This is a genomic window from Pseudomonas extremorientalis, assembly GCF_001870465.1.
Taxonomy (GTDB): Bacteria; Pseudomonadota; Gammaproteobacteria; order Pseudomonadales; family Pseudomonadaceae; genus Aquipseudomonas; species Aquipseudomonas extremorientalis.
Genome location: NZ_MDGK01000052.1, coordinates 113,285 through 139,854, shown reverse-complemented (window position 1 = coordinate 139,854; position 26,570 = coordinate 113,285). Strand labels below are relative to the sequence as shown.

Sequence of the window (26,570 nt, the reverse complement as noted above, 5' to 3'; positions counted from 1 at the left end):
ATGACGCCAATTGCAAGGCGCGAGATTATCTTGCAAACAAGGGGGGTTGCGCCAGCACACTCTGTCATTTGGCGGTAAATGAGCAGGTCGCTGGGTTCAGACGCGCACTGCCCCTATAATCGGGGCACTTTGTCTGTGGAGCCTGTTATGCCGAATCTCCGTCTTGCCGACCTCACCGCCGAAATCGAAGCCAACGTGCGCCGCGCACTGCTGGAAGACATCGGCAGCGGCGACATCACTGCGCAGTTGATCCCGGCCGAACGGCTGGCCACGGCCACCATCATCACCCGCGATGCAGCAGTGATCGCCGGCACCGCCTGGGTGGATGCGGTGTTCCGCCAGCTGGACCCACGGGTAGCCGTGCATTGGCAGGTGGCCGATGGCGAACGCGTCAGCCCCAACCAGGTGCTGTTCCACCTTGAAGGCCCGGCGCGCTCACTGCTCAGCGGCGAACGCTGCGCACTGAATTTCCTGCAACTGCTGTCCGGCGTCGCCACGCGTGCCCAATTTCTGGCGGATTTTGTTTCCAGCACCCAGGTCAAGCTGCTGGATACCCGCAAAACCCTGCCGGGCCTGCGACTGGCGCAGAAATACGCAGTGACCTGCGGCGGCTGCCACAACCACCGCATTGGTTTGTATGACGCTTTTTTGATCAAGGAAAACCATATCGCGGCCAGCGGCGGCATTGCCCAGGCGATTGCGGCCGCACACCGGATCGCACCCGGCAAGCCGGTGGAAATCGAAGTCGAAAGCCTGGATGAACTGCGCGAAGCCCTGGCCGCAGGTGCGGACATCATCATGCTGGATGAATTGAGCCTGGAAGACATGCGTGAAGCCGTGCGCCTGAACGGCGGCCAGGCCAAGCTGGAAGCCAGCGGCGGGATCAATGAAGACACCCTGTTGCCCATCGCGGAGACAGGGGTGGACTACATCTCGATTGGCGCGATGACCAAGGATGTGAAGGCGGTGGATTTGTCGATGCGCCTGAGTATCTAGACCGTTGCAAGCGGTAGTGAGCGGGGGCAGCCCGCTCACTACACACTTCAGACTACAAGGTCATTCATCTCGCAGTATTCTTCCCATTCGACACCCAGCACTTCGGCCGCCTCTTTGTGCAAGGCCAGTCGTGCCGCTTCGAATTCTTCCGGTGTCGAGGTGTACTTGAGGGTCAGCTCCCAAGGCTGATAGCCCTGGCTCTCGGCTTCATCCTCGAATGCCCACTGGATCTGGTCGCGCTGATCATCGGCGCTCAGGTCCTTGATCTCTTCTTTAAGCTGCGGCGATTCCTCGAGGTATTTTTCGAGGGCTGCTTGATGCCGAACTTCCTGGGTCATTTCAGTCGTGGTCATGTTGTTCTCTTAGATCGAGGAATGGGGATGCATCTGGGTCATCAAGGTTGCGCAGATACAAAAGAGCAGGCTCAAATGCCGGCTCGTCTGGCCTTCAGAACCATTCTGGGATCATCTGAAAACGGTGTTGCCATGGTGCCTTTTTGCCCGAGACAGGAATCGAACCTGCGACCTTCGCGTTACGAGTGCGCTGCTCTACCGACTGAGCTACACGGGCGGTGGGCTAAAGCTAGCACTGCATTGGGAGTCCGGCAACTTGCGGCCTTCAGCGCGCAATCACGCCCTGGGCCCAGAAACGGGGTTGCAGCAGGTCGACATGAGTGCCCAGGTACTGCTGCTGGGCTTGCTTGATGTGAGGCACATCGCGAGCTGCGATAAAAACCAGCAGACCGACGGCCAGCACACTCAGCACTTTCCAGGCTGCCCAGGCCAGTGGCAACGCGGCGGTTCCCGGGTTTTTCCACACATGCAACGCCATCAGCCAGCCCACCACCAGCGCCAGCCAGACCTGGGAATTGGGCATCACCATCACGCCGTCGACCATGGACTGCACCAACGCCCCTACCAAGGCCGCAAACAGGCATAGCCGCAACAGATCAGCACGAGTGTTGGAAAGCGCTCGTTCACGCAACACGCTGAACGTCGCCCAGCCGCCTCGCCACGCCAGAGCCACCACGCACAAGGCCGATGGCACGCCCCATTCACTCGCCCATTGCAGGATGGCCTGGTGTGGATGAGCGGCGATTTCATTGGCGATATCGGCAAAATGCATCGGCCCGAAGCCCAACCATGGACATTCCACGATCATATGCCAAGCCTGCCACCAGATCGGACCGCGGCCCGACAGGGAGGTGGTGAGGCGGTCACTGGCGCTCTTGGAGACCTCGACCCCCAGGTAATCCGCCACTACCGCAAACACCAGCCAGTACAGCAGCAGCCCGCCAAACATCGCGGCCAGTTGCCAACCCAGCCATCGTCGCCCCGAGGCGCCAAGTACCGCCAGCACACCTGCGGCCACACACATGCCAAGCCAGGTACCGCGCGTACCACCGGCGATCGCAATCATCCACCACACGCACAGCAACGCGAACACCGCCCCCTTGAGCGGACGCGAGATCACAGGGATCAACAAAGGAAGCGCCAACAGCGGCAGCGTGAACGTCTGAAACTGGCCGTAGAAGCGCTTGTTGGAAAAGCCGGACAGCAGCAGGTCAGGGTCCAGCGCACGTTCAGCACTGATAAACACAAGTGTGCCTGCATACAGGTATTGAATCGACTTGATCAAACACAGCAGCACCACCACCATGACCAAGGCGCGATCCAAAGGCTCACCGCCCTGGCGACGCAGCAAGGCAAACGCCACGGCAATCGACCCGCAACTGACAAACAGCGCCATTTCGGCAAGTGCCCAGAGCGGCTGATGGGCCAGCATGGATGACACCAGGCCAAGCACGATAATCAGTATCAGGCCCAGGGCGGTTGGCCTGTCCAACAACTGGCCGACAGGGACGATGGACAACCCATACAGCACCGCACACGCCCCTATGGCAATCTGCATAGCCCGCTGCAAATCATGCCCACTGAAGGGTGCACATATTCCGACCACCAGCAGGCAAACCACTGTCACCAGGAAAACACTGCCACGCTGCTGTATAGATAAAGCCATCGGCCGCCTCAACTTCCCTGTGGATGGTTCAGCAACTATGCCCCGTCGGCGCCGCAGCCCTTGGCAACATATTTCGCTTCAGCGGTGGTACTGCATTTCCAACCGGTGGTGGCGTTGCGCGTCAGGCTGATGGTTTTGCCCAACACAGGCGCAGGGGCGTCGAGTATTTCGCAACTGATGGTGCCCGCGCCGGTAGCCACATCCCCTGTCACGTTGATCGTGCAATTGGCCGTGGGGCTAGTGCCGCCGATCAATGCCAAGGTCGGCACTGTGCCCTGGTTGAGGGTGTCTTCAAACCCGGGCTTCAACGCGGTGATTTCAGCCAGGCCTGCAGTGAATTTGGCCTTGGCCTGGTGCGTGGTGTACATGGGCAGGCCAATGGTGGCCAAAATGCCGATGATTGCAACGACAATCAGCAGCTCGATCAGGGTAAAACCTTTTTGACGTCTCACATTCACTCTCCAGGATAGAACTCATGACAAGGCGCTTCCTGCGCCCCGTGTTGTGCAGCGGCGCCAGTGTACTCATCCGCAGGCCGTCAATCGCGCACAGGACGCACATTCTGACATTTTATCCGCCACCGTCCGCCTGTCCGAATCCGTCACCTGACTAAGCTATACATCTTCAACGACCTCTGTGCGGAACGGTGACATGGACAACGCTTCAACGATCTACGCTTGGGAAGGCATCAACCGCAAAGGGCGCAGGGTGTCCGGGCACAGCACCGGGCACAACTCTGCCCTGGTCAAGGCTCAGCTGCGCCGACAAGGCATCAGCCCAGGGCTTGTACGCAAGCATTCTCCAGTTCTAGCGGGCCTCAAGCCATCTATCAAATCAGCGGATATCACCCAGCTCACGCGCCAACTGGCAACCTTGCTGAAGGCCGGGATTCCTCTGCTGCAAGCCCTCGACATCATCAGCGAAGGCTTTGACAACGCTACGCTGCGCGAGCTGCTACAGGGGTTGCAACAGTCAATCGCCGCTGGCACCAGCCTTGCCGACGCGTTGCGCAAGCATCCGCGCTGTTTCGATGAGCTGTATTGCAACCTGGTGGCGGCCGGCGAACAGGCCGGTGCCCTTGAAACCTTGCTGGAGCGCGTAGCGATTCATAGGGAAAAGAGCGAGCAGTTAAAGGCCAGGATCAAAAAAGCCATGACCTATCCGATCACCGTGCTGATAGTCGCCAGCCTGGTCACCGGCGTGCTGCTGGTCCACGTAGTGCCGCAGTTCCAAAGCCTGTTCGCCGGAGTCGACGGCAAACTGCCCGGCTTCACCTTGCAGGTGATCGCTTTGTCCGAGTTCATGCAGCGAGCCTGGTGGGGCGTGGCACTGGGCCTGCTTGCCGCGGGTTTTGGGTTGCGCCACGCCTACCATGCCTTACCGGCTTTCCAGCTGTGGCTGGATGCCGGTTTGTTGAAAGTGCCCGTGGCAGGCAAACTGCTGAGAAAATCGGCCGTGGCCCGCTACGCCCGCACGCTGTCCACTACCTTCGCCGCCGGTGTTCCGTTGGTGCAGGCCCTGGACTCGGTGGCCGGGGCCGCCGGTTCTGGGCCGTTCAGACAGGCAATCGAGCATATGCGACACGACGTATCCACTGGCATGCAACTGAATCAATCCATGGCCGTCAGCGGCCTGTTTCCCGGCATGGCCATCCAGATGACGGCCATCGGCGAAGAGTCGGGCACGCTTGACCGCATGCTGGAGAAGGTCGCCAACCAGTACGAGGCCGATGTGGACACCCTGGTCGATCACCTCACTAGCCTGATGGAGCCTCTGATCATGGTGATACTGGGGGGCATCGTCGGCGCGCTGGTGATTGCCATGTACCTGCCGGTATTCCAACTGGGGAGCGCATTTTGAGCCTGCTGCTGGGCGAGCATCCCTGGGCGTTTGTTGCGATAGCGTCGGTGCTGGGGCTGATCGTCGGCAGTTTTCTCAACGTGCTGGTGTGGCGCCTGCCGAAAATGCTCGAGCGGGAGTGGCGCGCCCAGGCCAATGAAGTGCTGGGCTTGCCAGCAGAACCAGCCGGGCCGACCTACAACCTGATGCAGCCCAACTCCTGCTGCCCACACTGCAACCATCCCATACGCCCATGGGAAAATATCCCGCTGCTCAGCTACCTGTTCCTGCGCGGCCGCTGCGCGCATTGCCAAGGGGCGATCAGCATCCGCTACCCCCTCACGGAACTGGTGTGCAGCTTGATCTCGGCCTGGGTGGCCTGGCATTTCGGAGTTGGCTGGCAGGCAGGAATGGTGATGGTGCTGAGTTGGGGGTTGTTGGCGATGAGCCTGATCGACGCCGACCATCAACTGCTGCCGGATGTGCTGGTAATGCCGCTGCTGTGGCTGGGACTGATCGTCAACAGTTTCGGCCTGCTGACAACATTGGCCGACGCCCTGTGGGGCGCCGTGATTGGCTACATGAGCCTGTGGAGCGTGTTCTGGTTGTTCAAGCTGGCCACCGGCAAGGACGGCATGGGCCACGGCGACTTCAAGTTGCTGGCGCTGCTCGGCGCCTGGGGTGGCTGGCAGATCCTGCCGATGACGCTGTTGATGGCGTCACTGGTCGGGGTATTCGTCGGCTTGATCCTGATGCGCCTGCGCAACACCCTGGCGTCGGCACCGATGCCATTTGGACCGTATCTGGCGATTGCCGGCTGGATTGCATTGCTCTGGGGTGGTCAAATAAGCGACTTCTATTTGCAGTCTGTCGGTTTCAGATGACCACTCGTGTTGCAACACCCTGGATTCTTGGCCTTACCGGCGGCATCGGCAGCGGCAAAAGCGCGGCGGCCCAACACTTTATCGACCTGGGTATCGACTTGGTGGACGCCGATCACGCCGCCCGCTGGGTAGTAGAGCCTGGTCGGCCGGCATTGGAGCGCATCGCCGAGCACTTTGGTGCTGGCGTACTGCAGCCGGACGGCCAGCTGGACCGCGCCGCATTACGCAAGCTGATCTTTGAAGTACCCGAAGAGCGGCGCTGGCTCGAAGCCTTGCTGCACCCGTTGATTGGCGAGGAAATCCGCAGCCACCTGGCACGCGCAAAATCGCCTTACGCAATACTGGTGTCGCCGCTGCTGATCGAATCCGGCCAGTACAGCATGACCCAGCGCATCCTGGTGATCGACGTGCCGCAATCGCTGCAGATTCAGCGTACCCTGCAGCGCGACGGCATCAACGAGCAACAGGTGCAGGCGATCCTCAAGGCCCAATCCAGCCGCGAAGACCGCCTGAAACATGCCGATGATGTACTGGTCAATGACCAGGACCTTGCCTGGCTGCACAGCGAGGTCGAGCGACTGCACCACTTTTACCTTACTTTGCGTGGAGGCCGATCATGAGCCAACCCTTGACCGTCGACTGCCCGACCTGCGGCGCACCCGTGGAATGGAAAGCGACCAACCTCAACCGGCCGTTCTGCTCGGACCGCTGCAAACTCATCGACCTGGGCGCCTGGGCCGCTGAAGAACACAAGATTCCCGTAGCCCCGGATGCCGAAGACGAGCTGTTTTCCGAAGACCTGCCGCCGCGCCACTAAGGGCGCATGAAGGCGTATTCCTGCTGGTCGTCGAGGTTCTCTGCAAGGTATTGCAGCTCGTCGGCCAGGTCTTCGAAACTGCGCACACCCTTGCTCTGCTGCACCACTGCGCTGAGCATGGCGCGCAAGGTCAGGCCTGGGTCAAAACCGATTTCCTGTGCCGCATCCTGGCTTCTGCGCAACTCCTGCCGAGCCCATTCGTACACACTCATGATCCGCGCTCCTGGAAAAATTTCGCAGAGCATGGGCCTGCTCGGCGGCGCGGGATTTGATCCAGGTCAACGCTGCGAATCGTCGTCCTTCCAGGGCGCCGAGAGGTAGCGCGTGCGGTTGAAGGTCTCCAGCCATTCGGGGCAAAACACCACCAGGGCACTGATGACCATGCCGTTGATAAAGGCCTCGGGGAAGATGATCAACCACAGGTAGCCGACGAAATCCTCCAGCCATTCCGGCATGGCGAAACGCCCGTCGAACCACAACAGCCCCAGCCCACACAGCAGGCACAAGAGCGCCGACAGGGCTGCCGCGAAAAAACCGGAACAGAAGATATACACGAAGGGATTGCGTGGTTGGGCACGCTCGACCAGCAGCGCGCAGGTTTCAGTGACCAGCACCGGTAACCCGATAAGCAACAGGCCATTGACGCCCAGGGCAGCGAGATCCTGGCGCCCCAACAGCATCAAGCCCAACTGGGCGGCAAAACCGCCGACGATTGCCAGGGGCCAGTCCAGCAACAAGGTCACGGCCGTCATACCGATGAAGTGGTAAGACACGCCGGTATCAAAATCCCGCCGCACCAGCCACAGCATGAACAACGCGAACACCGTGCCGAACAGCAAATGCTGGCGGCGCCGGTCGGCGAACAACTCGACCCACGGCGAACGCAGGATCGCCCACAGTACCACCGGCGCGTACAGGAGCCAGCCGATGCTCATGGTTGTCGGCGCCAACATGGCGGCACTGATCACGGCGATACTCCCCGGGTCGAATAGAGTCGGATGATCAGTCTACACCGACGTTTCACAGGGGTACTTCCTGCGGTCATCGTTTGGGCGCTAAGCTGCTAGCTATGGATGACTCAGATTACTTGCGCCTGCTCACCGTAGCGGCCGAACAAGCCAACGCGTTCTTGTCCAATGCCCGCAAATGGGAGCGTGAGCGTTGGGTCTGCCAGCGCCTGCTGCAAGGCTTGAACGTGCCCTACCGTGCCGAAGAATTCCACGCCGCCGGGCAAGAGCCGCCGGACGTGCTGTTTCGCGACGCCAGCTTCGAGGTGTTTTTCGTGCTGGACGAGGGTCGCCGCCTGAATGACGAATGGCGCGATGAACTGCTGCGTCGGCGCAGTGCGTTTTCCCTGAGCCAACTGGTACGGCGCGAAGCCAAGCCGAGGCGCATCCCGGCCCACGAGTTTCTGCTGCGCCTGGCGCCCACGCTGCGCAAGAAGGCGCATAACTATAAAGAGCGCGGAATGGACCTGGGCGAGCTGGATATCGTTGCCTTCACCAGCCTCAAGCGCGAAGTGCTCGACCTAAACAGCCATTTTCCGCCGCCCACGGAATACCTGCGCCAGGGCTGGCGCTCGCTGTCGCTGGTGGGGCCTACCTTTGCACGGGTGCTGTTCGCTCACCCCGACGCACCGGATTTCTTGCGCAACAACCTGGGCCGCAGCATAGTGTTCGACGTAGGTATCAGCCTCTGAGCCCACCCGGACTGTAACGTGGCGCCCTTTTGCAACGTCTACCTGACGAGGCCTTTATGACCAGCCGCCTGAACCCCGATGACCAACAGCATGTCGAAGAGTACCTGCAACTCTCCCAGAACCGAGTCGAGCGCAAGCCTTTCCGGCCGTGGCTGCTCCTCGGCGTGGTGCTTGCCGTGGTAATCGGCCTCGGCTTGCTGAGTCGCCTTTTGAGTTACCTGATGCTATGAGCTGCCTGGCGCTCGCGGGGGTAACTGCTCCGATTTCTTTTAGCCTTGCGAGATATCCCCATGACCCATCGTATTATTATCGTCGGCGGCGGCGCCGGCGGCCTGGAGTTGGCTACCCGCCTGGGTAAGACCCTGGGCAAGCGCGGCACCGCCAGCATCACGCTGGTGGACGCCAACCTCACCCATATCTGGAAGCCACTGCTGCACGAAGTGGCGGCCGGCTCGCTGAACTCTTCGGAAGACGAACTCAATTATGTCGCCCAGGCCAAATGGAACCACTTCGAGTTCCAACTGGGGCGCATGAGCGGGCTTGATCGTGAACAGAAGAAGATCCAGCTGGCCGCCACCCTCGACGAAGAAGGCCGTGAACTGGTGCCCGCGCGCGTGCTGGGCTATGACAGCCTGGTGATTGCGGTCGGCAGCACCACCAACGACTTCGGCACCGAAGGTGCGGCGCAGCACTGCCTGTTCCTCGACACCCGCAAGCAGGCCGAACGTTTCCACCAGCAGCTGCTCAACCACTACCTGCGCGCCCATGCCGGGCAGACTGACGTGGTAGAAAAAATCAGCGTCGCCATCGTCGGCGCCGGTGCCACCGGGGTCGAGCTGGCCGCCGAACTGCATAACGCCGCCCATGAGCTGGCGGCCTATGGCCTGGACCGTATCAAGCCGGAAAACATGCACATCACCCTGATCGAAGCCGGCCCACGAGTACTGCCGGCCCTGCCGGAGCGTATTGGCGGGCCTGTGCATAAAACCCTGGAAAAGCTTGGGGTGACGGTACTGACCAACTCGGCGGTCAGCGAAGTGACGGCCGATGCGCTGATCACCAGCAGTGGCCAAGTGATCCCGGCCAGCCTCAAGGTATGGGCTGCCGGCATTCGCGCGCCGGGTTTCCTCAAGGACATCGATGGCCTGGAAACCAACCGCATCAATCAATTGCAGGTTTTGCCAACGCTGCAAACCACCCGCGACGAGAACATCTTCGCCTTCGGCGACTGCGCCGCCTGCCCGCAACCGGGCACCGACCGCAACGTGCCGCCACGGGCCCAGGCGGCTCACCAGCAGGCCTCGTTGCTGGCCAGGTCGCTGAAGCTGCGTATCGAGGGCAAGGACCTGCCTTCCTACAAATATACCGACTACGGCTCGTTGATCTCGCTGTCGCGGTTCTCGGCGGTCGGTAACTTGATGGGCAACCTCACCGGCAGCGTGATGCTGGAAGGCTGGCTGGCGCGGATGTTCTATGTGTCGCTGTATCGCATGCACCAGATGGCGCTGTATGGGTTCTTCCGTACGGCGATGCTGATGCTGGGGAGCAAGATTGGGCGTGGCACCGAGCCGCGACTCAAACTTCACTGACAACTCGGCCCCTGAGGGCACTCAATAAATGTGAGAGGGGGCTTGCCCCCGATTGCGGTGAAGCAGTCATTGATTTGTCGACTGACACACTGCCATCGGGGGCAAGCCCCCTCTCACATTTGATTTTCACCGGACTTGAGTTTTGCACGCACAAAAAAAATCCCCGTATCTTTCGATACGAGGATTTTTAATATGGTCGGGGTAAGGGGATTCGAACTCCTGACATCCTGCTCCCAAAGCAGGCGCGCTACCGGACTGCGCTATACCCCGGTAAAAAAAAGGCGACCTCTCAGTCGCCTTCTTCGATCAGTGCTTTTGGCCTCTGATCTTAAGATTCGATTCCAGCGCTAACTGGTCTCAAAAATGGTGGGTCGTGTGGGATTCGAACCTACGACCAATTGGTTAAAAGCCAACTGCTCTACCAACTGAGCTAACGACCCAAATATGGTCGGGGTAGGGGGATTCGAACTCCCGACATCCTGCTCCCAAAGCAGGCGCGCTACCGGACTGCGCTATACCCCGATATTGAAATTGGCTCCGTGACCAGGACTCGAACCTGGGACCCAATGATTAACAGTCATTTGCTCTACCGACTGAGCTATCACGGAACTACATATTTCAAAGTACTACGTTGCTGCTTACTACCTTCTCTTCGACTTGCCCGTATCGCTACGTTCATGTCTCTGAGGCGCGCTATTCTACAATCTTAAAAACCCCTGTCAACCCCTTAAATTGCTTTTAAGACAATGATTTGCGCTTGTTTCTGATTTCTTCTTGGGGAGAAGAAACCCGTGGGCTGACGTTGCTGCGGGGCGCACTTTACAAGCCTTTGCCTTACAGTTCAACGCCCTATCGAAAAAAAAGGCCCCGCAATGCGGGGCCTTCCATTTTTGCTTTGCCCTTTGGGCTTAGTGGAAGACGATCTCGTCGTTTTCCACGGTCGCCTCGACGCTGGTGCCCGGCATGAAGCTGCCCGATAGGATCAACTGGGCCAGCGGGTTCTCGATCCAGCGCTGGATCGCACGCTTCAAAGGCCGTGCGCCATACACCGGGTCGTAACCCACCGCGATCAGCTTGTCCAACGCCTCCTGGCTCAGGTCCAGGGACAGCTCGCGCTCTGCCAGACGGCCGCGCAGACGACCCAGCTGGATCTCGGTAATGCCCGCGATCTGATCCCGCGCCAGAGGCTCGAAGATCACCACTTCGTCGACCCGGTTGATGAATTCCGGGCGGAAGTGCGAAGTCAGCGCATCCATCACCGCCGCACGTTGCGCTTCACGATCACCCACCAGTTCCTGGATCTGCGCCGAGCCCAGGTTGGAGGTCATCACGATCACCGTATTACGGAAATCCACGGTACGCCCGTGACTGTCGGTCAGGCGGCCGTCTTCCAGCACTTGCAGCAGGATGTTGAACACATCCGGATGCGCCTTCTCGACCTCATCCAGCAGGATCACCGAGTAAGGCTTACGCCGCACGGCTTCGGTCAGGTAACCGCCCTCCTCGTAGCCCACGTAGCCTGGTGGCGCACCGATCAAGCGAGCCACCGAGTGTTTCTCCATGAATTCGGACATATCGATCCGCACCATGGCCTCTTCGGTATCAAAGAGGAACTCGGCCAAGGCCTTGCACAGCTCGGTCTTACCCACGCCGGTCGGGCCGAGGAACATGAACGAGCCACTCGGACGGTTCGGGTCGGACAACCCGGCCCGCGAACGCCGTACCGCGTTGGACACCGCCACCACGGCCTCTTCCTGGCCGATCACGCGTTGGTGCAACAGGCTTTCCATCTTCAGCAGCTTGTCGCGCTCGCCTTCGAGCATTTTCGACACGGGAATCCCGGTCCACTTCGAGACGACTTCGGCAATTTCTTCCTCGGTCACCTTGCTGCGCAGCAGTTGGTTCTCAGGCTTGCCGTGCTGGTCGACCATCTGCAGGCTGCGCTCCAGGTCCGGGATCACCCCGTACTGCAACTCGGCCATGCGGTTCAGGTCACCTTTACGGCGTGCCGCTTCCAGTTCCTGGCGCGACTGCTCGATCTTTTGCTGGATCTGCGCAGAGCCCTGCACTTCGGCTTTTTCCGAGGTCCAGATTTCTTCCAGGTCCGAATACTCGCGTTCCAGGCGGACGATTTCTTCCTGGAGTTTTTCCAGGCGTTTCTTCGCCGCGTCGTCTTCTTCTTTCTTCAGGGCCTGGGACTCAACTTTCAGTTGAATCAGGCGTCGATCCAGGCGATCGAGCACTTCCGGCTTGGAGTCGATCTCCATGCGGATGCGGCTGGCCGCTTCGTCGATCAGGTCAATGGCCTTGTCGGGCAACTGACGGTCGGTGATATAGCGATGGCTCAACTTGGCCGCCGCAATAATCGCACCGTCGGTGATCGCCACCTTGTGGTGGACCTCATAACGCTCTTTCAGGCCACGCAGGATTGCGATGGTGTCTTCTTCGCTCGGCTCTTCCACCAGTACTTTCTGGAAACGACGCTCAAGGGCCGCGTCCTTTTCTATGTACTGGCGATATTCGTTGAGCGTGGTAGCACCGACGCAATGCAACTCACCCCGCGCCAGGGCCGGCTTGAGCATGTTGCCGGCATCCATGGAGCCCTCGCCTTTACCGGCGCCCACCATGGTGTGCAGTTCGTCGATAAACAGAATGATCTGCCCTTCCTGCTTCGACAACTCATTAAGCAGGGATTTCAGGCGCTCCTCGAACTCGCCACGGAACTTGGCACCGGCGATCAAAGACCCCATGTCCAGGGACAGCAGGCGCTTGCCTTTAAGGCCATCCGGCACTTCACCATTGATGATACGCTGGGCCAAACCTTCGGCAATCGCGGTTTTACCCACGCCGGGCTCACCAATGAGCACCGGGTTGTTCTTGGTGCGACGCTGCAGGACCTGGATGGTGCGACGGATTTCATCGTCACGGCCGATCACCGGATCAAGCTTGCCCTCTTCGGCGCGCTTGGTCAGGTCGACGGTGTATTTATCCAGGGCCTGGCGCGACTCCTCATGGTTGGGATCGTTGACCGCATCACCGCCACGCAGGTTGTTGATAGCGTTTTCCAAGGCTTTCTTGCTCACACCCTGGCCCAGCAACAACTTGCCGAGCTTGCTGTTCTCGTCCATGGCGGCGAGCAGCACCAGTTCGCTGGAGATGAACTGGTCACCCTTCTGCTGGGCCAGACGGTCCGCCTGGTTGAGCAGGCGCGCCAGGTCCTGGGACATGTTCACGTCGCCAGTCGGGTTTTGGATTTTCGGCAGTTGGTCGAGCTCTTTGCTCAACTCCTTGCGCAGGCTGTTGACGTCAAAGCCCACCTGCATCAGCAAGGGCTTGATAGAACCACCTTGCTGTTCCAGGAGCGCCTGCATCAAGTGCGCAGGCTCGATGGCCGGGTGGTCGAGGCCCACCGCCAAGGATTGAGAGTCAGACAGTGCCAACTGCAATTTGCTGGTTAAACGATCAATACGCATTAGTCACCTTCCTTTTGAGCAGGCCGGAGCTATAAAACATCCTGAATGAAGAAACCTGCCAGATACCCTTATAGATGGGGTGGATTCTGGAAGATTCAAGCGCGCGACGGCGGATATGGACCGGGTTTGACCCAGATCAAAGGAGTCTAGCGTTCAAGCCAGACAAGGGAGGCAAAACGTCCGGTGCGGGGGCTACGCCGGTAGGAAAAGAAGCGCGGGTCGGTCACGGTGCAGTACCCGCCACCATAAACAGCAGTAACGCCGCGCGCAGCGAGGCGCAGGCGCGCGAGCTTATAGATGTCGGCCATGAACTTGCCTGTGTTATGGCTGGGCACGAACGCTTCGGCAGTGATCGGCAACGGCTCCATGAAGGCTTCGCGGACTTCCGGGCCGACTTCGAAGGCTTGTGGGCCAATCGCCGGGCCAAGCCACACTAGTACGTCTTCAGGTTCGGCGCCGAGGCTTTCGAAAGCCGCTTCCAATACCCCTGCCGCCAGGCCACGCCAGCCAGCATGGGCCGCAGCCACGCGGGTGCCGGCGCGGTTGCAGAACAATGCGGGCAGACAGTCAGCGGTCATTGAGGTGCAGGCGATGCCAGGGGTGCTGGTCCAACTGCCATCGGCTTCGGCAATGCGTGACGGGTCAGCCTCGACCACGCTTATCCCGTGGACTTGGCGCAACCAGGCAGGCTGAATATTAAATGCGTCGGTAAGACGGCGGCGGTTTTCGAGGACCGCTTCGAGGTTATCCTCAACATGATCGCCCAAGTTGAGACTGTCGAACGGCGCCAGACTGACGCCGCCCGCTCGAGTGGTGACGCAGGCTTTCACCTGAGCCGGCGCGGGCCAGTCAGGTATCAGCCAGTCACTCATCCGACAAACGCCTCGCGATCCTGCTTGAGCAGCGTCAACAACCAGACCAAATCGTCCGGCAGAGGCGATTCCCAGCTCATCCGCTTACCGCTCGTCGGATGATCCAATTCCAGGAAGCGTGCATGCAACGCCTGGCGCGGGAAGTTTTTCAGCGATTCAACCATGGTCTGGCTCGCCGCCGGTGGAATGCGGAAGCGCCCCCCGTAGGCCGGATCACCGACCAACGGGAAGTTGATGTGTGCCATGTGCACGCGAATCTGGTGGGTACGGCCGGTTTCCAGCTTGACCCGCACGTGGGTGTGGGAGCGGAAACGTTCGAGTACTCGGTAATGGCTGACGGCCTGCTTGCCACCTTCCATCACCGCCATACGCTGGCGTTGCTGGCCGTGACGACCGATCGGGGCGTTGATCTTGCCGCCGGCTACCACCACACCAATCACGATGCATTCGTAGATCCGGCTGACGCTGCGACTCTGCAACTGTGTAACCAGTTGCGTCTGCGCCTGAATGGTCTTGGCCACCACCATCAGACCGGTGGTGTCCTTGTCCAGGCGGTGCACGATGCCGCAGCGTGGCACATTGATGATGTCCGGCACATGGTGCAACAAGGCATTGAGCAGGGTGCCATCAGCGTGCCCGGCTGCCGGGTGAACCACCAGGCCTGCGGGTTTGTTGATGACCAGAATGTCGTCGTCTTCGTAGACGATATCCAGCTCGATGTCCTGGGCGACCCATTCTCCCTGGGCTTCCTGCTCGGCAGTCAGCTCAAGAATCGCACCGCCATGGACTATGTCTCGCGGGCGGATAACCGCTCCATCCACAGTCAGGCGGCCGTCTTTGATCCAGGCGGAAAGGCGCGAGCGCGAGTGCTCAGCGAATAATTGTGCGGCGACTTGATCGAGGCGTTGGCCGCCCAATTCGGACGGCACCTCTGCGCGAAGTTCAATTTTATCGGACATGCTCAGACTAGGCGTGGCACAGCCTTTGGTTTCGGCTGCGCGCTTGTGGTTAAATACGGCGTCTTTTGCCCCGAGGCTTTCAACGGGGCGCTCATCATAACAGGACGGCCCCGCCCAAGACAGCGGCCGTCATAGGGACGCAAGCCGCCATGCAAGTGAAACACCTGCTGCTGATCGCCATCCTCGCCATGACTGCTGCTTGCTCGTCAACAAAGGAAGTCGTCGACGAAAACCTGAGCGAAGTCGAGTTGTACCAACTGGCTCAGAAAGACTTGGACAATAATAGCTACACCAGCGCCACAGCGAAGCTGAAGGCCTTGGAGTCGCGCTATCCGTTCGGGCGCTATGCCGACCAGGCCCAGCTCGAGCTGATCTACGCCAACTACAAGAACGCCGAGCCGGAAGCCGCCAAGTCCGCCGCCGAGCGTTTTATCCGCCTGCACCCGCAGCACCCGAACGTCGACTACGCCTACTACATGAAGGGCCTGACCTCGTTCGACCAGGACGTTGGCCTGCTGGCGCGCTTTCTGCCGCTGGACATGACCAAGCGTGACCCAGGCGCGGCCCGCGATTCCTACAACGAGTTCGCCCAGCTGACCAGCCGCTACCCCAACAGCCGCTACGCGCCGGACGCCAAGCAACGCATGATCTACCTGCGCAACCTGCTGGCTTCCTACGAGATCCATGTGGCCCACTACTACCTGACCCGCCAGGCATACGTGGCCGCCGCTAACCGTGGCCGCTACGTTGTGGAAAACTTCCAGGAAACCCCTTCCGTAGGTGACGGCCTTGCCGTGATGACCGAGGCTTACCAGCGCCTGCACCTGGACGAACTGGCCAGCACCAGCCTGGAAACCCTGAAGCTCAACTACCCGGACCACCCAAGCCTGAAAGACGGCCAGTTCGTGCCTCAGGTGGCCGAAGCCGACAACCGCTCGTGGCTGAGCAAGTACACCCTGGGCCTGATCGAATCCCGTCCACCGCTGCCGCCGGGCGAAACCCGTGCCAACCAGGACGTGATCAAGCAGTACCAGGACGCCAAGGACGCAATTCCTTCGGAGCTCAAGCCCCACGACGAGAACGGCGACGTGATCGAAGAGGAAGAACCGCAGGCCCTGGGCAATAACCAGGACCGCTCGTGGTTCAGCTACATGACCTTTGGTGTGTTCGACTGACTGCACCCGGCGTCATCAAGAAGGAGCCTTGCGAGGCTCCTTTTTTGTGGGTGGTATTATTGCGCTGTGCGCCTGGCACGTCCTTGGCTAAACTGGCGCATTCCTTGTCGAGAAACTGCCCATCATGCTTCGTCTACTGTTCTGGATTGCCGTCATTGCCGCCGCAGTATGGTTCTGGCGCAAGTTCAAAAGCCCGGCCGCCAGGCCGCAGCGGGCCAGCGAGCCCGACGCGGCCCTGATGGTGCGCTGCGCTCACTGCGGCGTGCATTTGCCGCAGGATCGCGCCTTGAGCTCACGCCAGGAGTGGTATTGCACCCAGGCGCACCTGGAGCAAGGGCCGAAATCTATCCAGCGTTGATCCGACCTTCCGGCGCATAAGGCGCAGGGTCGATGATCGGCGCACGTGCCAGTAGCAGGTCAGCAAACAATTGGCAGGACGCCGGCGCAAGCACCAGGCCGTTGCGGTAATGCCCGCAGTTGAGCCAGAGGCCATTGAAGCCCGGCACCCGGCCTATATAGGGAATGCCTTCCGGCGAACCGGGGCGCAGCCCGGCCCAATGTCCGGCCACCTCGGCGTCCGCCAGGGCGGGGATCAACTCCACCGCTGACGCTTTGAGGCTTTCCAGCGCGGTCAGGGTGAGGGTCTTGTCGAAGCCTTCATGTTCCAGGGTACTGCCGATCAGAATGTGCCCGTCCCGCCGAGGAATCGCATAGCGGCCCTTGGCCAAGACCATGCACGACAGGAAGTCCGAGGCGCATTTGTACAGAATCATCTGGCCTTTGACCGGTTCGACCGGCAGCGACAGGCCCAACGTGCCGAGCAACTCACCGCTCCAGGCGCCAGCGGCCAATACGACCTGATCGCCGAAGATCGACCCATCAGCTGTGTTCACGCCCACGACATTACACGCATCCAGGACAAAACCAGTCACTTCGCACTGTTCATGAATGGTCACGCCAGGCAGCGCCAGCAGCGCAGCCTTGAGGGATTTGACCAGGCGCGGGTTGCGTACATTGGCGACATCGGCCATGTAGATCGCCTGGGAGTAGCCGCCACCCAAGACCGGAACGGCGTCATGAGCGGCCGACACGTCCACTTTGCTCAAGGGTCGGCCTTCACGCGCGGCCCAAGCCAGCGCTTCGGCTTCGTCGTCCAGGTCCAGCCAGTACAGCCCAGTGGTGTGAACCTCCGGGTCAACGCCCGTCGCAGCAAACAGACGCTGCGCCAGCTGTGGATAAAAATCCTGGGACCAATGGGCCAGGGCCGTGACCGCCGGGCTGTAGCGCCACGGATACAGGGGCGAGACGATGCCGCCGCCCGCCCAGGAAGACTCCTGGCCCAACCCTGCGCGCTCCAGCAGCACCACCGACTGCCCCTGCGTGGCGAGGTTGAACGCCGTCAACAAGCCGATGACTCCGCCACCGACAATCACTACCTGCTGTTGCTTTGCCATCATTTGATCCAGCCGATAAATAGGAACAAGCGCACCCGGCGCCCAATCGTCGAGCACCCTCATCATTGCCCCCAGCACAGCTTGCGCGACATCTCCGGTGCAGCGCCCGGGTTGGTTCGCGTGCCCGTGCCGGTCAGGCCGAAGTCACCGCAAGGATCGCCAGCCATCACCGAGTCGGTGACCGGTGTGGCCACCAGTTGGAAGTCCTGAGGGTTCAATGCAGCGGTGATTCTATAGTGATCATTGCCTGCACTGACGCCGCCTGCATCAATAAAACTGCCGTTCCTCGCATAAAAACGCTCCAGGTGCTGGGCTTGCTCGGTCAACAGCGCGACGATTTCAGCGCGATAGACTTTTTTCAGATAGCCGGTGTATCCGGGGTAAGCAATCCCGGCCAGAACCGCAATGATCATCACGGCAATCAGTAACTCGATCAGGGTAAAACCCTGGCTGTCCATGCCCATTCCACTACTCCTTATTGAAGTTGTCGCCATGCCACTCGCCGAAACCGCGAGCCACCCTCCTCTTCTACCCGCGCATAGGTACTCTCCAGCACGGTGCGCAATTGCCCGTGCAGCCCGACTGCCGTCACTCGATACACCGCTGCTGGGATTTGCGCTGGCAAATGCGCGAGCCCTACCGCAGGCCCGAGGGATTGAACCCCGTATAAGCCGCCTTTCAGTGCCACCCAACTGATGCCTGAAACAGGGTCCACTCCAGGCCCGACCACCGAAAATGCCGCCTCCGGCGGTGCACAGTCGACGATCGATTGACATAACGGCAACGCTGCAAATGAACGCTGTATGGCAGATTCCCCGCGTCTCAGGCCACTCTCGGCACTTTGCAGCGACTGATTACGGTGCCAGAAACTACCGGCAATCTTTTGCTGAGTGAGCGCAGCCTGCATCGAGGACAAGCCGATCAGCGATAACAGCAGCAGCAACACCAGGCTGACCAGCAGCACCATGCCTGCCTGTCGTAGACGAAAACCTTCTGCAAGTGTCATGGCAGCCCTACCCCAGCCGGTTCCGCAGCGCCGCCACGACGGCGTAGGTCTGGTCTTTCACCCGGGCAGTCGGGTCTTGCAGCGTCATCACAATGCGCACGCTGCGTATCAAGGATTCGTCGGCGGGGCCGGCGTCGTAGCGCACCACCTCCGTTGACGCAGGCTTGGCCGACACACCAAAACTGATATCGAACGCCTTCACGTTATCCACCAATACCGCCTTGGCGGGTGATGCAGGCGTACTGAATTTCAACTGCCCTGCTTCGAAGGTGTAGGTAACTTGGCGTAACGCAAAACGGATTTGCCCGGGTGCCGATGCCGGGGCGCTTCCAGCGTAGGCCTGGGCGCTGCCAGTGCAATCGGACAACACAGTCCAGTCAGGCGTGCCGCCCCCAACGGCGACATCCGCGGTCACCAGCGTCAGCGAGGTTGATCCACCTCCGACACGCCAAGCGACAGGCCGGTCAAAAGCGGGCGGGGCGTTGTCGATAAACGCTGTCGCCAGACAGCCGAACATGCCCGCCTGACGGATATCCTGGAGCAGCTTGCCCAGCACAAACCGCGCATCATCCTGCATCAACAAAGCGGCCTGCTGGCTGGCGTTGGAGGCCCTGGTGTTGATTGCCACCTGGCTGGCCCAGAGCACCAGTACCAACCCCATCGCCAAGGCCAGCAGCAACTCCATCAGGCTGAAACCTCGAACAAGACACCTCATTGCGTCACTCCCGGTTCATCGCGGATGCGACTGGTCAGGGTGAAGGTTTCCCGGGCGCCCGGCCTGCCAGTACCTCGACTGTCATCCCAACTGATGCTGACCGTCACCTCGTCGCTACCGATCGACACCGATCCTTTGGCGCTCTCCCCGGCAAAACCGCGAATGTTGGCCTCGAAATCATGCAAGTCCAGGTCGCGCACACTGGCGGTAACGTTGCTGGCCAAGGCACGCTCGGTGCGCCCCCACGTGTAGTCGGCACCGGAATTGGCACGGATCCGGTCGAGCATGTCGTAGGCAATGAAACTGGCCTGGCTGATCATCCTGGAACTGTCGGTGTACTTGAGCGCATTGAGCTGGATCACCGCCGCGCCAAGCAGGCCAATGGTGAGAATCGACACTGCGACCAGCACTTCGATCAGTGTCGTACCGGCTTGGTCGCGGGATAAGGCATTGGGCAAAAAGGGGTTCGTACAGGCAAGCATTACCGTCGTCATCCGTGTCGAGGTCCAAAAAAAGAGCAGTTAAAACCTGCTGTGCGGCCCAAGACTAGCGCCGGTTTTTCACCTGCGCTGCAACCGGAACAAAGGGAAATACTTTGGACATGAAGGCCATCATCCGCCCCCCAGACGGGACGCTATACCTAGGACTGCACCCAAATCCACGGAGGGATGGCCCATGCAACAACGAGGTTTCACCTTGATCGAACTGCTGCTCGGGCTGATCGTGAGCGGCATCCTGGCCAACATGGCGCTGCCCAGCTTCAAGAGCCTGCTGGAATCACAGCAGCGGCAGAGCGCGGCACATGCCTTGGCGCAAGGCCTGCGATATGCACGCACCGAAGCCATCGCACGCAACCGGGCGGTGGTTATTTACGCATTGAAGGACAATTGGGGCCTGGGGTGGCGGGTCATCGTGGACATCAGCGGGCGCGGCCCCCAGGACGATGACAACCCGGTGCTGCTGGAGCGCCAGGCCAGTGGGCAAGTGCTGATCGTGGGCAATGGGCCGCTCAAGACCCAGGTGCGCTTCAGCGGGCTGGGTGAACCCATCTTTTCAGGAGGAGGCTTCCGTGCCGGCACCGTGCATGTGTGTGCCACGGACCAGGCGCAGAGCCTGCACCAGGTAGTGCTGGCGCCCAGCGGGCGTATCAGCCTGCGCAGCGAGCGTGCCGAGCAGGCATTGTGCCGGAGTTGATCCGGCACACCGGGTCGTCACAGCAGCGAGCGAACCCGCAGCTCCTTGGGCATGGAGAACGTAATGTTTTCTTCGCGGCCAGCCAGTTCATCGGCACCGGTGGCGCCCCAGGCGTGCAACTGCTGGATAACGCCGCGCACCAGCACTTCCGGAGCGGAAGCACCCGCCGTGATGCCAATGCGCTCGACGCCATCGAACCAACTGCGCTGCATATCTTCGGCACCGTCGATCAGGTACGCCGGTGTTGCCATGCGCTCAGCCAACTCACGCAGGCGGTTGGAGTTGGAACTGTTGGGGCTGCCGACGACCAGGACCACATCACATTCGTCTGCCAGTTGCTTGACCGCGTCCTGGCGGTTCTGGGTGGCGTAGCAGATGTCGTCCTTGCGCGGGCCGCCAATGGCCGGGAAGCGACTGCGCAGCGCGTCGATCACGCGACTGGTGTCGTCCATGGACAGGGTGGTCTGGGTCACGAATGCCAGGCGCTCGGGGTTCTGTACCTGCAGGTTGGCGACATCCTTTTCGTCTTCCACCAGATAAATGGAGCCGCCATTGCTGGCATCGTACTGCCCCATGGTGCCTTCGACTTCCGGGTGGCCGGCATGGCCGATCAAGATGCACTCGCGACCGTCACGGCTATAGCGCGCGACTTCGATGTGCACCTTGGTGACCAGTGGGCAGGTAGCATCGAAGACTTTCAGGCCGCGGCCTGCCGCTTCGGTACGCACCGCCTGGGAAACACCGTGGGCGCTGAAGATGACGATCACATCGTCTGGCACCTGGTCGAGCTCTTCGACAAAGATGGCGCCACGTGCACGCAGGTCTTCGACCACGAATTTGTTGTGGACGACTTCATGACGCACGTAAATCGGCGGCCCGAAGACTTCCAGGGCGCGGTTGACGATTTCGATCGCCCGGTCCACACCGGCGCAGAAGCCACGGGGGTTGGCGAGTTTGATTTGCATGCTGTGCCTCGTGTCTTGCCCTGTAGGAGCGAGCTTGCTCGCGAAGAGCGTTAACGGCGTCGCGTCCATTCTGGATAAACGCAGCGCCTTCGGGTCTTTCGCGAGCAAGCTCGCTCGTACAGTAGGCCAGAGTCGTCAGTTAGAGCGCTTTAACGTGGATGATTTCAACGTCAAAGGTCAAGGTTTTACCGGCCAACGGATGGTTGAAGTCGATGGTCACTTGCGCGTCATCAAAAGCTTTCACCACACCCGGCAGTTCGGTATTGGCCGCATCGTTGAAAATCACCAGCAGGCCTTCCGACAGGTCCATGTTCTGGAACTGCGAACGCGGGATGATCTGCACGTTTTGCGGATTGGGCTGGCCAAAGGCGTTTTCCGGCTGGATCTGCAGGGTGCGCTTGTCGCCGGCCTTGAAGCCGAACAGGGCCGCTTCGAAACCCGGCAGCAGGTTGCCGTCGCCGACCTTGAAGGTGGCCGGGGCTTTGTCGAACGTGCTGTCGACCGTGTCGCCATTCTCCAGGCGCAGTGCGAAATGCAAAGTGACTTCCGTGTTCTGGCCGATGCGTTGCTCAGCCAATACCTGATCAGTCATTGACGGTCTCTCCGGTTTTCTTGCTTTTGAACATATCCAGCGCCAGCATGATTGCACCGACGGTGATGGCGCTGTCGGCGAAGTTGAACGCCGGGAAGTAATGGCGGTTCTGCCAATGCACCAAGATGAAGTCGATCACATGGCCCAGGGCAATGCGGTCATACAGGTTGCCGAGCGCGCCGCCCAACACCAGGGCCAGGGCGATGGCCAGCCAGGTGTCATCGCGACCCAGGCGCTTGAGCCACACCACCAGCACCGCACTGACCACCACGGCGATCAGGGCAAACAGCCAGCGCTGCCAGCCACCGCTGTCAGCCAGGAAGCTGAAGGCGGCGCCGGTGTTGTAGGCCAGGGTCCAGCTGAAGTAATCCGGGATCACCACGATTTGCTGGAACATCTGCAGGGAGCCTTCGAAATGAGCCTTGCTGACCTGGTCGATGACCAGGACCAGCACACTCAGTACGAGCCAGCCCAGACGTCCGAAACGACTGGCGTTAGGCATAGTGGCGAACCTCGCCAGCGCCCGAGATATTGTCGACGCAACGACCGCAGATTTCCGGATGCTCAGGGTTCACGCCAACGTCCTCACGGCAGTGCCAGCAACGGGCGCATTTAGGGAAGGACGACTTGACGACTTTGAGCTTGAGGCCCGGCACTTCGGTGGCAACCGCGTCCGCCGGGGCCTGGGCGAATGGCGCCAGGCTCGCGGTTGAAGTGATCAGCACGAAACGCAGTTCGTTGCTCAGCTTGGCCAGGTCGGCGGTGAGACCGTCTTCGGCAAACAGGGTGACTTCGGCTTGCAGGTTGCCACCGACGGCCTTGGCCGCACGCTGTACTTCCAGCTCCTTGTTCACCGCAACCTTCACGGCCATCACGCCTTCCCAGTACTCGCGGCCCAGTTCGAAGTCGGCTGGCAGTTCGGTCAGGCCTTCGTACCAGGTATTGAGCATCACCGACTCATTGCGCTCGCCCGGCAGGTATTCCCACAGTTCGTCGGCGGTGAATGCCAGGATCGGCGCGATCCAGCGCACCAGCGCTTCGCTGATGTGATACAGCGCGGTTTGCGCCGACCGGCGCGCCTTGCTGTTGGCGCCGGTGGTGTACTGGCGGTCCTTGATGATGTCGAGGTAGAAACCACCCAACTCCTGCACGCAGAAGTTGTGGATCTTCGAGTAGACGTTCCAGAAACGGTATTCGCCGTAGTTTTCCTGCAACTCGCGTTGCAGCAACAGGGTACGGTCCACCGCCCAACGGTCCAGAGCAAGCATATCCTCGGCCGCCAGGCGGTCGGTGGCCGGGTTGAAACCGGTCAGGTTCGACAACAGGAAGCGCGCGGTATTACGGATACGACGGTAGGCATCGGCGCTGCGAGCCAGGATCTGGTCCGACACGGCGATCTCGCCCGAATAGTCGGTCGACGCGACCCACAGACGCATGATGTCGGCGCCCAGGGTGTCGTTGATCTTTTTCGGCTCGATCACGTTCTTCAGCGACTTGGACATCTTGCGGCCCGTCTCGTCGACGGTGAAGCCGTGGGTCAGCAGTTCGCGGTACGGCGCATGGTTGTCGATGGCGCAACCGGTCAGCAGCGACGAGTGGAACCACCCGCGGTGTTGGTCCGAACCTTCCAGGTACAGGTCGGCACGCGGGCCGGTTTCGTGCCCCATCGGGTGCGAGCCGCGCAGCACATGCCAGTGAGTGGTGCCCGAGTCGAACCACACGTCGAGGGTGTCGCTGATCTTGTCGTACTGCGGCGCTTCATCGCCCAGCAGTTCGGCGGCGTCCAGCTTGAACCAGGCTTCGATACCTTCCTGTTCGACGCGCTGGGCCACTTGTTCCATCAACTCGACGGTGCGTGGGTGCAGCTCGCCGCTTTCCTTGTTCAGGAAGAACGGGATCGGCACGCCCCAGTTACGCTGGCGCGAGATACACCAGTCAGGGCGGTTGGCGATCATCGAGTGCAGGCGCGCCTGGCCCCAGGCCGGGACGAACTTGGTGTCTTCGATGGCCTTGAGCGAGCGGACACGCAGGGTGTCGCCACTGACCGGCTCTTTGTCCATGCCGATGAACCACTGCGCGGTGGCGCGGTAGATCAGCGGGGTCTTGTGCCGCCAGCAGTGCATATAGCTGTGCTTGATGGTTTCGGTGTGCAGCAGCGAGCCGACTTCCGACAGTTTTTCGATGATCGAATCGTTTGCCTTGAAAATGAACTGGCCGCCGAAGAACTCCAGCGACGGTGCGTACACGCCGTTGCTCTGCACCGGGTTCAGGATGTCATCGTTGACCATGCCGTAGGCTTTGCAGGTCACGAAGTCGTCCACGCCATAAGCGGGCGCGGAGTGAACGATGCCGGTGCCGGCGCCCAGTTCAACGTAGTCCGCCAGGTAAACTGGAGACAGACGGTCATAGAACGGGTGACGGAAATTGATCAGTTCCAAAGCGGAGCCGGTGGTGGTGGCGATGACCGACCCTTGCAGCTCGTAGCGGGCCAGGCAGGCTTCGACCATTTCTTCGGCCAGCACCAGCAGGCGGTCACCGACGTCCACCAGGGCGTAGGTGAATTCCGGGTGCACGTTCAGCGCCTGGTTGGCCGGGATGGTCCACGGGGTGGTGGTCCAGATCACGATGGCGGCTGGCTTGGCCAGCGAAGACAGACCAAAGGCCTCGGCCAGCTTGGCGTCGTCGGCGATCGGGAAGGCCACGTCGATGGTCGAGGACTTCTTGTCTTCGTACTCGACTTCCGCTTCAGCCAGGGCCGAACCACAGTCGAAGCACCAGTTCACGGGCTTGAGGCCCTTGAACACGAAACCGCCCTTGACGATTTCGGCCAAGGCGCGGATTTCACCGGCCTCGTTCTTGAAGTTCATGGTCTTGTAGGGGTTATCCCACTCGCCGAGCACGCCCAGGCGGATGAACTCGGACTTCTGTCCTTCGATCTGCTCGGTGGCGTAGGCACGGCACAGTTCGCGGGTTTTATCCGCGCCCAGGTTCTTGCCGTAGGTCACTTCGACTTTGTGTTCGATCGGCAGGCCGTGGCAGTCCCAACCCGGGACATAAGGCGCGTCGAAGCCCGACAGGGTTTTCGAACGCAGGATCATGTCCTTGAGAATCTTGTTCAGCGCATGACCGATGTGAATCGTGCCGTTGGCATAAGGAGGGCCGTCGTGCAGGACGAATTTCGGACGATCCTTGCCAATCTCGCGCAACTTTCCGTACAGGCCAATACTGTCCCAGCGCTGCAGGATCTGCGGTTCGCGCTGTGGCAGGCCGGCCTTCATTGGGAAGGCGGTGTCCGGAAGGTTTAGCGTGGCTTTATAGTCGGTCATTTAAGGCTCTTCGGTTAGCGATGGGCGCTAGGTGCGGCTAGTGCACGGGCGGCGGCGACATCCGCATTGATCGCCGTTTTCAACGCCTCAAGGGAGGCGAAACGCTGCTCTTCACGCAGCTTTTGGTGGAAAACCACCGTCAAACGCCGGTCATACAGATCACCGGCAAAATCCAGCAGGTGTACTTCCAGGTGGGCCTTGCCATCACCTGCAACCGTGGGCCTGACGCCTATGTTGGCGACTCCCGGCCACGATTGGCCTTCGATGTCGACGCTCACCAGGTAAACCCCGGTCAGCGGCACACGACGGCGCTTGAGTTGCACGTTGGCGGTTGGCGTGCCCAGTTGGCGTGCCAGCTTCTGGCCGTGCAGGACCCGTCCGGCAATGCGGAACGGACGACCGAGCAAACGCTCGGCCAAGGCGAAGTCGGCAGCGGCCAGTGCGTTACGCACCTGGGTACTGCTCACGCGCAGGCCGTCCAATTCGACGGTTTGCGCGGCTTCGACGGTAAAACCCTGGTTGACGCCGGCTTGTTGCAGGAAATCGAAATCCCCGACGCGGTCGCAACCGAAACGGAAGTCGTCGCCGACCTCCAAATGCTGTACGCCCAGGCCATCGACCAGGATGCGGTCGACGAACTCGGCCGCACTGAGGCTTTGCAAACGCTGGTTGAAAGCCAGGCAGAGGACGCGGTCCACGCCCTCTTCAGCCAGCAACTGCAGCTTGTCGCGCAGACGGGCCAGGCGTGCCGGCGCAGTCTCGGGCGTAAAGTATTCGCGCGGCTGCGGCTCGAAAATCACCACGCAGCTGGGCACGCCCAACTCGACCGCACGTTCGCGCAGCCGGGCCAGGATAGCCTGGTGGCCACGGTGAACACCGTCAAAGTTGCCAATAGTGGCGACGCAGCCCCGATGCTCGGGGCGCAGGTTGTGGAGACCTCGAACCAGCTGCATAACGCGCTTCTTGCTCATAAAGTGGTCGATTATAACCACACCC

28 protein-coding genes, 5 tRNA genes and 1 pseudogene are annotated in these 26,570 nt (G+C 60.6%); 11 read left to right on the top strand and 23 right to left on the bottom strand.

From position 1 onward, the window contains the following. Nucleotides 1–147 precede the first annotated feature (147 nt). Nucleotides 148–996, top strand: a complete 849-nt coding sequence (nadC, locus tag BFN10_RS19785; RefSeq protein ID WP_071491085.1) for a carboxylating nicotinate-nucleotide diphosphorylase — start codon at nucleotides 148–150, stop codon at nucleotides 994–996. A 47-nt stretch (nucleotides 997–1,043) separates the two neighbouring features. On the opposite strand, the gene BFN10_RS19780 is transcribed toward nadC, so the two are convergent. The 4 genes from BFN10_RS19780 to BFN10_RS19765 form a co-directional block, all read right to left on the bottom strand. Beyond that, nucleotides 1,044–1,349, bottom strand: coding sequence for a DUF6388 family protein (locus BFN10_RS19780; RefSeq protein ID WP_033903347.1), 306 nt, complete (start codon nucleotides 1,347–1,349; stop codon nucleotides 1,044–1,046). Between the two features lie 144 nt (nucleotides 1,350–1,493). Further along, nucleotides 1,494–1,566 (bottom strand) — tRNA-Thr (locus tag BFN10_RS19775). Nucleotides 1,567–1,614: 48 nt separating this feature from the next. Next, entirely contained in the window at nucleotides 1,615–3,015 is a 1,401-nt protein-coding gene (locus tag BFN10_RS19770) for an O-antigen ligase family protein (RefSeq protein ID WP_071491084.1), read from the bottom strand. A gap of 35 nt (nucleotides 3,016–3,050) precedes the next feature. Next, the gene (locus BFN10_RS19765; RefSeq protein WP_083351537.1) at nucleotides 3,051–3,473 is read right to left on the bottom strand and encodes a pilin; all 423 of its coding nucleotides are present in this window, start codon (nucleotides 3,471–3,473) and stop codon (nucleotides 3,051–3,053) included. Nucleotides 3,474–3,666: 193 nt separating this feature from the next. Between BFN10_RS19765 and BFN10_RS19760 the strand changes: the two genes are divergently transcribed. Genes BFN10_RS19760 through yacG form a run of 4 tightly spaced genes read left to right on the top strand, consistent with a single transcriptional unit; the run spans nucleotide 3,667 to nucleotide 6,555 of the window. After that, the gene (locus BFN10_RS19760; RefSeq protein WP_071491082.1) at nucleotides 3,667–4,875 is read left to right on the top strand and encodes a type II secretion system F family protein; all 1,209 of its coding nucleotides are present in this window, start codon (nucleotides 3,667–3,669) and stop codon (nucleotides 4,873–4,875) included. Then, a complete protein-coding gene (locus BFN10_RS19755; protein WP_071491081.1) occupies nucleotides 4,872–5,738 on the top strand; it encodes a prepilin peptidase in 867 nt (288 codons plus the stop codon). Before BFN10_RS19760 ends, BFN10_RS19755 begins: the two co-directional genes overlap by 4 nt. Next, entirely contained in the window at nucleotides 5,735–6,358 is a 624-nt protein-coding gene (coaE, locus tag BFN10_RS19750; RefSeq protein WP_071491080.1) for a dephospho-CoA kinase, read from the top strand. Before BFN10_RS19755 ends, coaE begins: the two co-directional genes overlap by 4 nt. Further along, nucleotides 6,355–6,555 (top strand): DNA gyrase inhibitor YacG, encoded by a 201-nt coding sequence (yacG, locus tag BFN10_RS19745; RefSeq protein ID WP_003188437.1) that lies wholly within the window; start codon nucleotides 6,355–6,357, stop codon nucleotides 6,553–6,555. The genes coaE and yacG overlap by 4 nt, the downstream gene beginning before the upstream one ends. On the opposite strand, the gene BFN10_RS19740 is transcribed toward yacG, so the two are convergent. Both BFN10_RS19740 and BFN10_RS19735 read right to left on the bottom strand, forming a co-directional pair. Further along, nucleotides 6,552–6,767, bottom strand: a complete 216-nt coding sequence (locus BFN10_RS19740) for a hypothetical protein (RefSeq protein ID WP_003171680.1) — start codon at nucleotides 6,765–6,767, stop codon at nucleotides 6,552–6,554. The two genes, yacG and BFN10_RS19740, sit on opposite strands and share 4 nt — an antisense overlap. Before the next feature lie 66 nt (nucleotides 6,768–6,833). Next, the gene (locus BFN10_RS19735; RefSeq protein WP_071491079.1) at nucleotides 6,834–7,523 is read right to left on the bottom strand and encodes an energy-coupling factor ABC transporter permease; all 690 of its coding nucleotides are present in this window, start codon (nucleotides 7,521–7,523) and stop codon (nucleotides 6,834–6,836) included. Between the two features lie 101 nt (nucleotides 7,524–7,624). On the opposite strand from BFN10_RS19735, the gene BFN10_RS19730 reads away from it, so the two are divergent. The 3 genes from BFN10_RS19730 to BFN10_RS19720 are packed head-to-tail and all read left to right on the top strand — an operon-like array spanning nucleotide 7,625 to nucleotide 9,843. Further along, nucleotides 7,625–8,254, top strand: a complete 630-nt coding sequence (locus BFN10_RS19730; RefSeq protein ID WP_010213242.1) for a DUF1780 domain-containing protein — start codon at nucleotides 7,625–7,627, stop codon at nucleotides 8,252–8,254. A 56-nt stretch (nucleotides 8,255–8,310) separates the two neighbouring features. Next, nucleotides 8,311–8,484, top strand: a complete 174-nt coding sequence (locus BFN10_RS19725) for a DUF3094 family protein (RefSeq protein WP_071491078.1) — start codon at nucleotides 8,311–8,313, stop codon at nucleotides 8,482–8,484. 60 nt (nucleotides 8,485–8,544) lie between these two features. After that, nucleotides 8,545–9,843 carry an NAD(P)/FAD-dependent oxidoreductase gene (locus tag BFN10_RS19720; RefSeq protein WP_071491077.1) on the top strand — a complete coding sequence of 433 codons (1,299 nt, stop codon included), beginning with the start codon at nucleotides 8,545–8,547 and terminating at the stop codon, nucleotides 9,841–9,843. Between the two features lie 193 nt (nucleotides 9,844–10,036). On the opposite strand, the gene BFN10_RS19715 is transcribed toward BFN10_RS19720, so the two are convergent. From BFN10_RS19715 to rluD, 7 genes are all read right to left on the bottom strand, one after another. Continuing rightward, a tRNA-Pro gene (locus BFN10_RS19715) sits at nucleotides 10,037–10,113 on the bottom strand. Nucleotides 10,114–10,207: 94 nt separating this feature from the next. Continuing rightward, a tRNA-Lys gene (locus tag BFN10_RS19710) sits at nucleotides 10,208–10,283 on the bottom strand. A gap of 5 nt (nucleotides 10,284–10,288) precedes the next feature. Beyond that, nucleotides 10,289–10,365: transfer RNA gene (locus tag BFN10_RS19705), tRNA-Pro, on the bottom strand. Between the two features lie 10 nt (nucleotides 10,366–10,375). Further along, nucleotides 10,376–10,451 (bottom strand) — tRNA-Asn (locus tag BFN10_RS19700). 300 nt (nucleotides 10,452–10,751) lie between these two features. Then, nucleotides 10,752–13,316, bottom strand: coding sequence for an ATP-dependent chaperone ClpB (gene clpB, locus BFN10_RS19695; RefSeq protein WP_058423066.1), 2,565 nt, complete (start codon nucleotides 13,314–13,316; stop codon nucleotides 10,752–10,754). A 146-nt stretch (nucleotides 13,317–13,462) separates the two neighbouring features. Then, nucleotides 13,463–14,188: a peptidoglycan editing factor PgeF gene (gene pgeF / locus BFN10_RS19690; protein ID WP_071491076.1), complete on the bottom strand. Its 726-nt coding sequence runs from the start codon at nucleotides 14,186–14,188 to the stop codon at nucleotides 13,463–13,465. Further along, nucleotides 14,185–15,147: a 23S rRNA pseudouridine(1911/1915/1917) synthase RluD gene (rluD, locus tag BFN10_RS19685; protein ID WP_058423068.1), complete on the bottom strand. Its 963-nt coding sequence runs from the start codon at nucleotides 15,145–15,147 to the stop codon at nucleotides 14,185–14,187. Before rluD ends, pgeF begins: the two co-directional genes overlap by 4 nt. Nucleotides 15,148–15,296: 149 nt before the next feature. Between rluD and BFN10_RS19680 the strand changes: the two genes are divergently transcribed. Together BFN10_RS19680 and BFN10_RS19675 are read left to right on the top strand one after the other, a co-directional pair. Beyond that, a complete protein-coding gene (locus BFN10_RS19680) occupies nucleotides 15,297–16,322 on the top strand; it encodes an outer membrane protein assembly factor BamD (protein WP_058423069.1) in 1,026 nt (341 codons plus the stop codon). 124 nt (nucleotides 16,323–16,446) lie between these two features. Then, on the top strand, nucleotides 16,447–16,680 hold the full coding sequence (locus BFN10_RS19675) for a PP0621 family protein (RefSeq protein WP_058423070.1): 234 nt from the start codon (nucleotides 16,447–16,449) through the stop codon (nucleotides 16,678–16,680). Here the strand turns inward: BFN10_RS19675 and thiO are convergent. From thiO to pilV, 5 genes are all read right to left on the bottom strand, one after another. Next, nucleotides 16,667–17,776 (bottom strand): glycine oxidase ThiO, encoded by a 1,110-nt coding sequence (gene thiO, locus BFN10_RS19670; protein WP_071491075.1) that lies wholly within the window; start codon nucleotides 17,774–17,776, stop codon nucleotides 16,667–16,669. The genes BFN10_RS19675 and thiO overlap by 14 nt on opposite strands. 62 nt (nucleotides 17,777–17,838) lie before the next feature. Beyond that, nucleotides 17,839–18,240, bottom strand: coding sequence for a type IV pilin protein (locus BFN10_RS19665; protein ID WP_071491074.1), 402 nt, complete (start codon nucleotides 18,238–18,240; stop codon nucleotides 17,839–17,841). Nucleotides 18,241–18,251: 11 nt separating this feature from the next. After that, the gene (locus tag BFN10_RS19660; RefSeq protein WP_071491073.1) at nucleotides 18,252–18,782 is read right to left on the bottom strand and encodes a pilus assembly PilX family protein; all 531 of its coding nucleotides are present in this window, start codon (nucleotides 18,780–18,782) and stop codon (nucleotides 18,252–18,254) included. A 7-nt stretch (nucleotides 18,783–18,789) separates the two neighbouring features. Then, a complete protein-coding gene (locus BFN10_RS19655) occupies nucleotides 18,790–19,497 on the bottom strand; it encodes a PilW family protein (RefSeq protein ID WP_071491072.1) in 708 nt (235 codons plus the stop codon). Beyond that, entirely contained in the window at nucleotides 19,494–19,979 is a 486-nt protein-coding gene (gene pilV, locus BFN10_RS19650) for a type IV pilus modification protein PilV (RefSeq protein WP_071491071.1), read from the bottom strand. The genes BFN10_RS19655 and pilV overlap by 4 nt, the downstream gene beginning before the upstream one ends. A gap of 193 nt (nucleotides 19,980–20,172) precedes the next feature. On the opposite strand from pilV, the pseudogene BFN10_RS19645 reads away from it, so the two are divergent. Continuing rightward, nucleotides 20,173–20,755 (top strand): annotated as a pseudogene (locus BFN10_RS19645) (GspH/FimT family pseudopilin). Here BFN10_RS19645 and ispH read toward each other — a convergent pair. The 5 genes from ispH to ribF all read right to left on the bottom strand — a co-directional run bounded on the left by ispH (nucleotide 20,709) and on the right by ribF (nucleotide 26,527). Beyond that, on the bottom strand, nucleotides 20,709–21,656 hold the full coding sequence (gene ispH / locus BFN10_RS19640) for a 4-hydroxy-3-methylbut-2-enyl diphosphate reductase (protein WP_071491070.1): 948 nt from the start codon (nucleotides 21,654–21,656) through the stop codon (nucleotides 20,709–20,711). The pseudogene BFN10_RS19645 and the gene ispH sit on opposite strands and share 47 nt — an antisense overlap. 139 nt (nucleotides 21,657–21,795) lie before the next feature. After that, entirely contained in the window at nucleotides 21,796–22,233 is a 438-nt protein-coding gene (gene fkpB / locus BFN10_RS19635) for an FKBP-type peptidyl-prolyl cis-trans isomerase (protein ID WP_173668615.1), read from the bottom strand. Between the two features lie 7 nt (nucleotides 22,234–22,240). Further along, complete coding sequence (gene lspA, locus BFN10_RS19630) at nucleotides 22,241–22,750, bottom strand: signal peptidase II (protein WP_058423077.1); 510 nt, start codon at nucleotides 22,748–22,750, stop codon at nucleotides 22,241–22,243. Next, nucleotides 22,743–25,574 carry an isoleucine--tRNA ligase gene (gene ileS, locus BFN10_RS19625; protein WP_071491068.1) on the bottom strand — a complete coding sequence of 944 codons (2,832 nt, stop codon included), beginning with the start codon at nucleotides 25,572–25,574 and terminating at the stop codon, nucleotides 22,743–22,745. Before ileS ends, lspA begins: the two co-directional genes overlap by 8 nt. Before the next feature lie 14 nt (nucleotides 25,575–25,588). Then, nucleotides 25,589–26,527: a bifunctional riboflavin kinase/FAD synthetase gene (gene ribF / locus BFN10_RS19620; protein WP_071491067.1), complete on the bottom strand. Its 939-nt coding sequence runs from the start codon at nucleotides 26,525–26,527 to the stop codon at nucleotides 25,589–25,591. Nucleotides 26,528–26,570 lie beyond the last annotated feature (43 nt).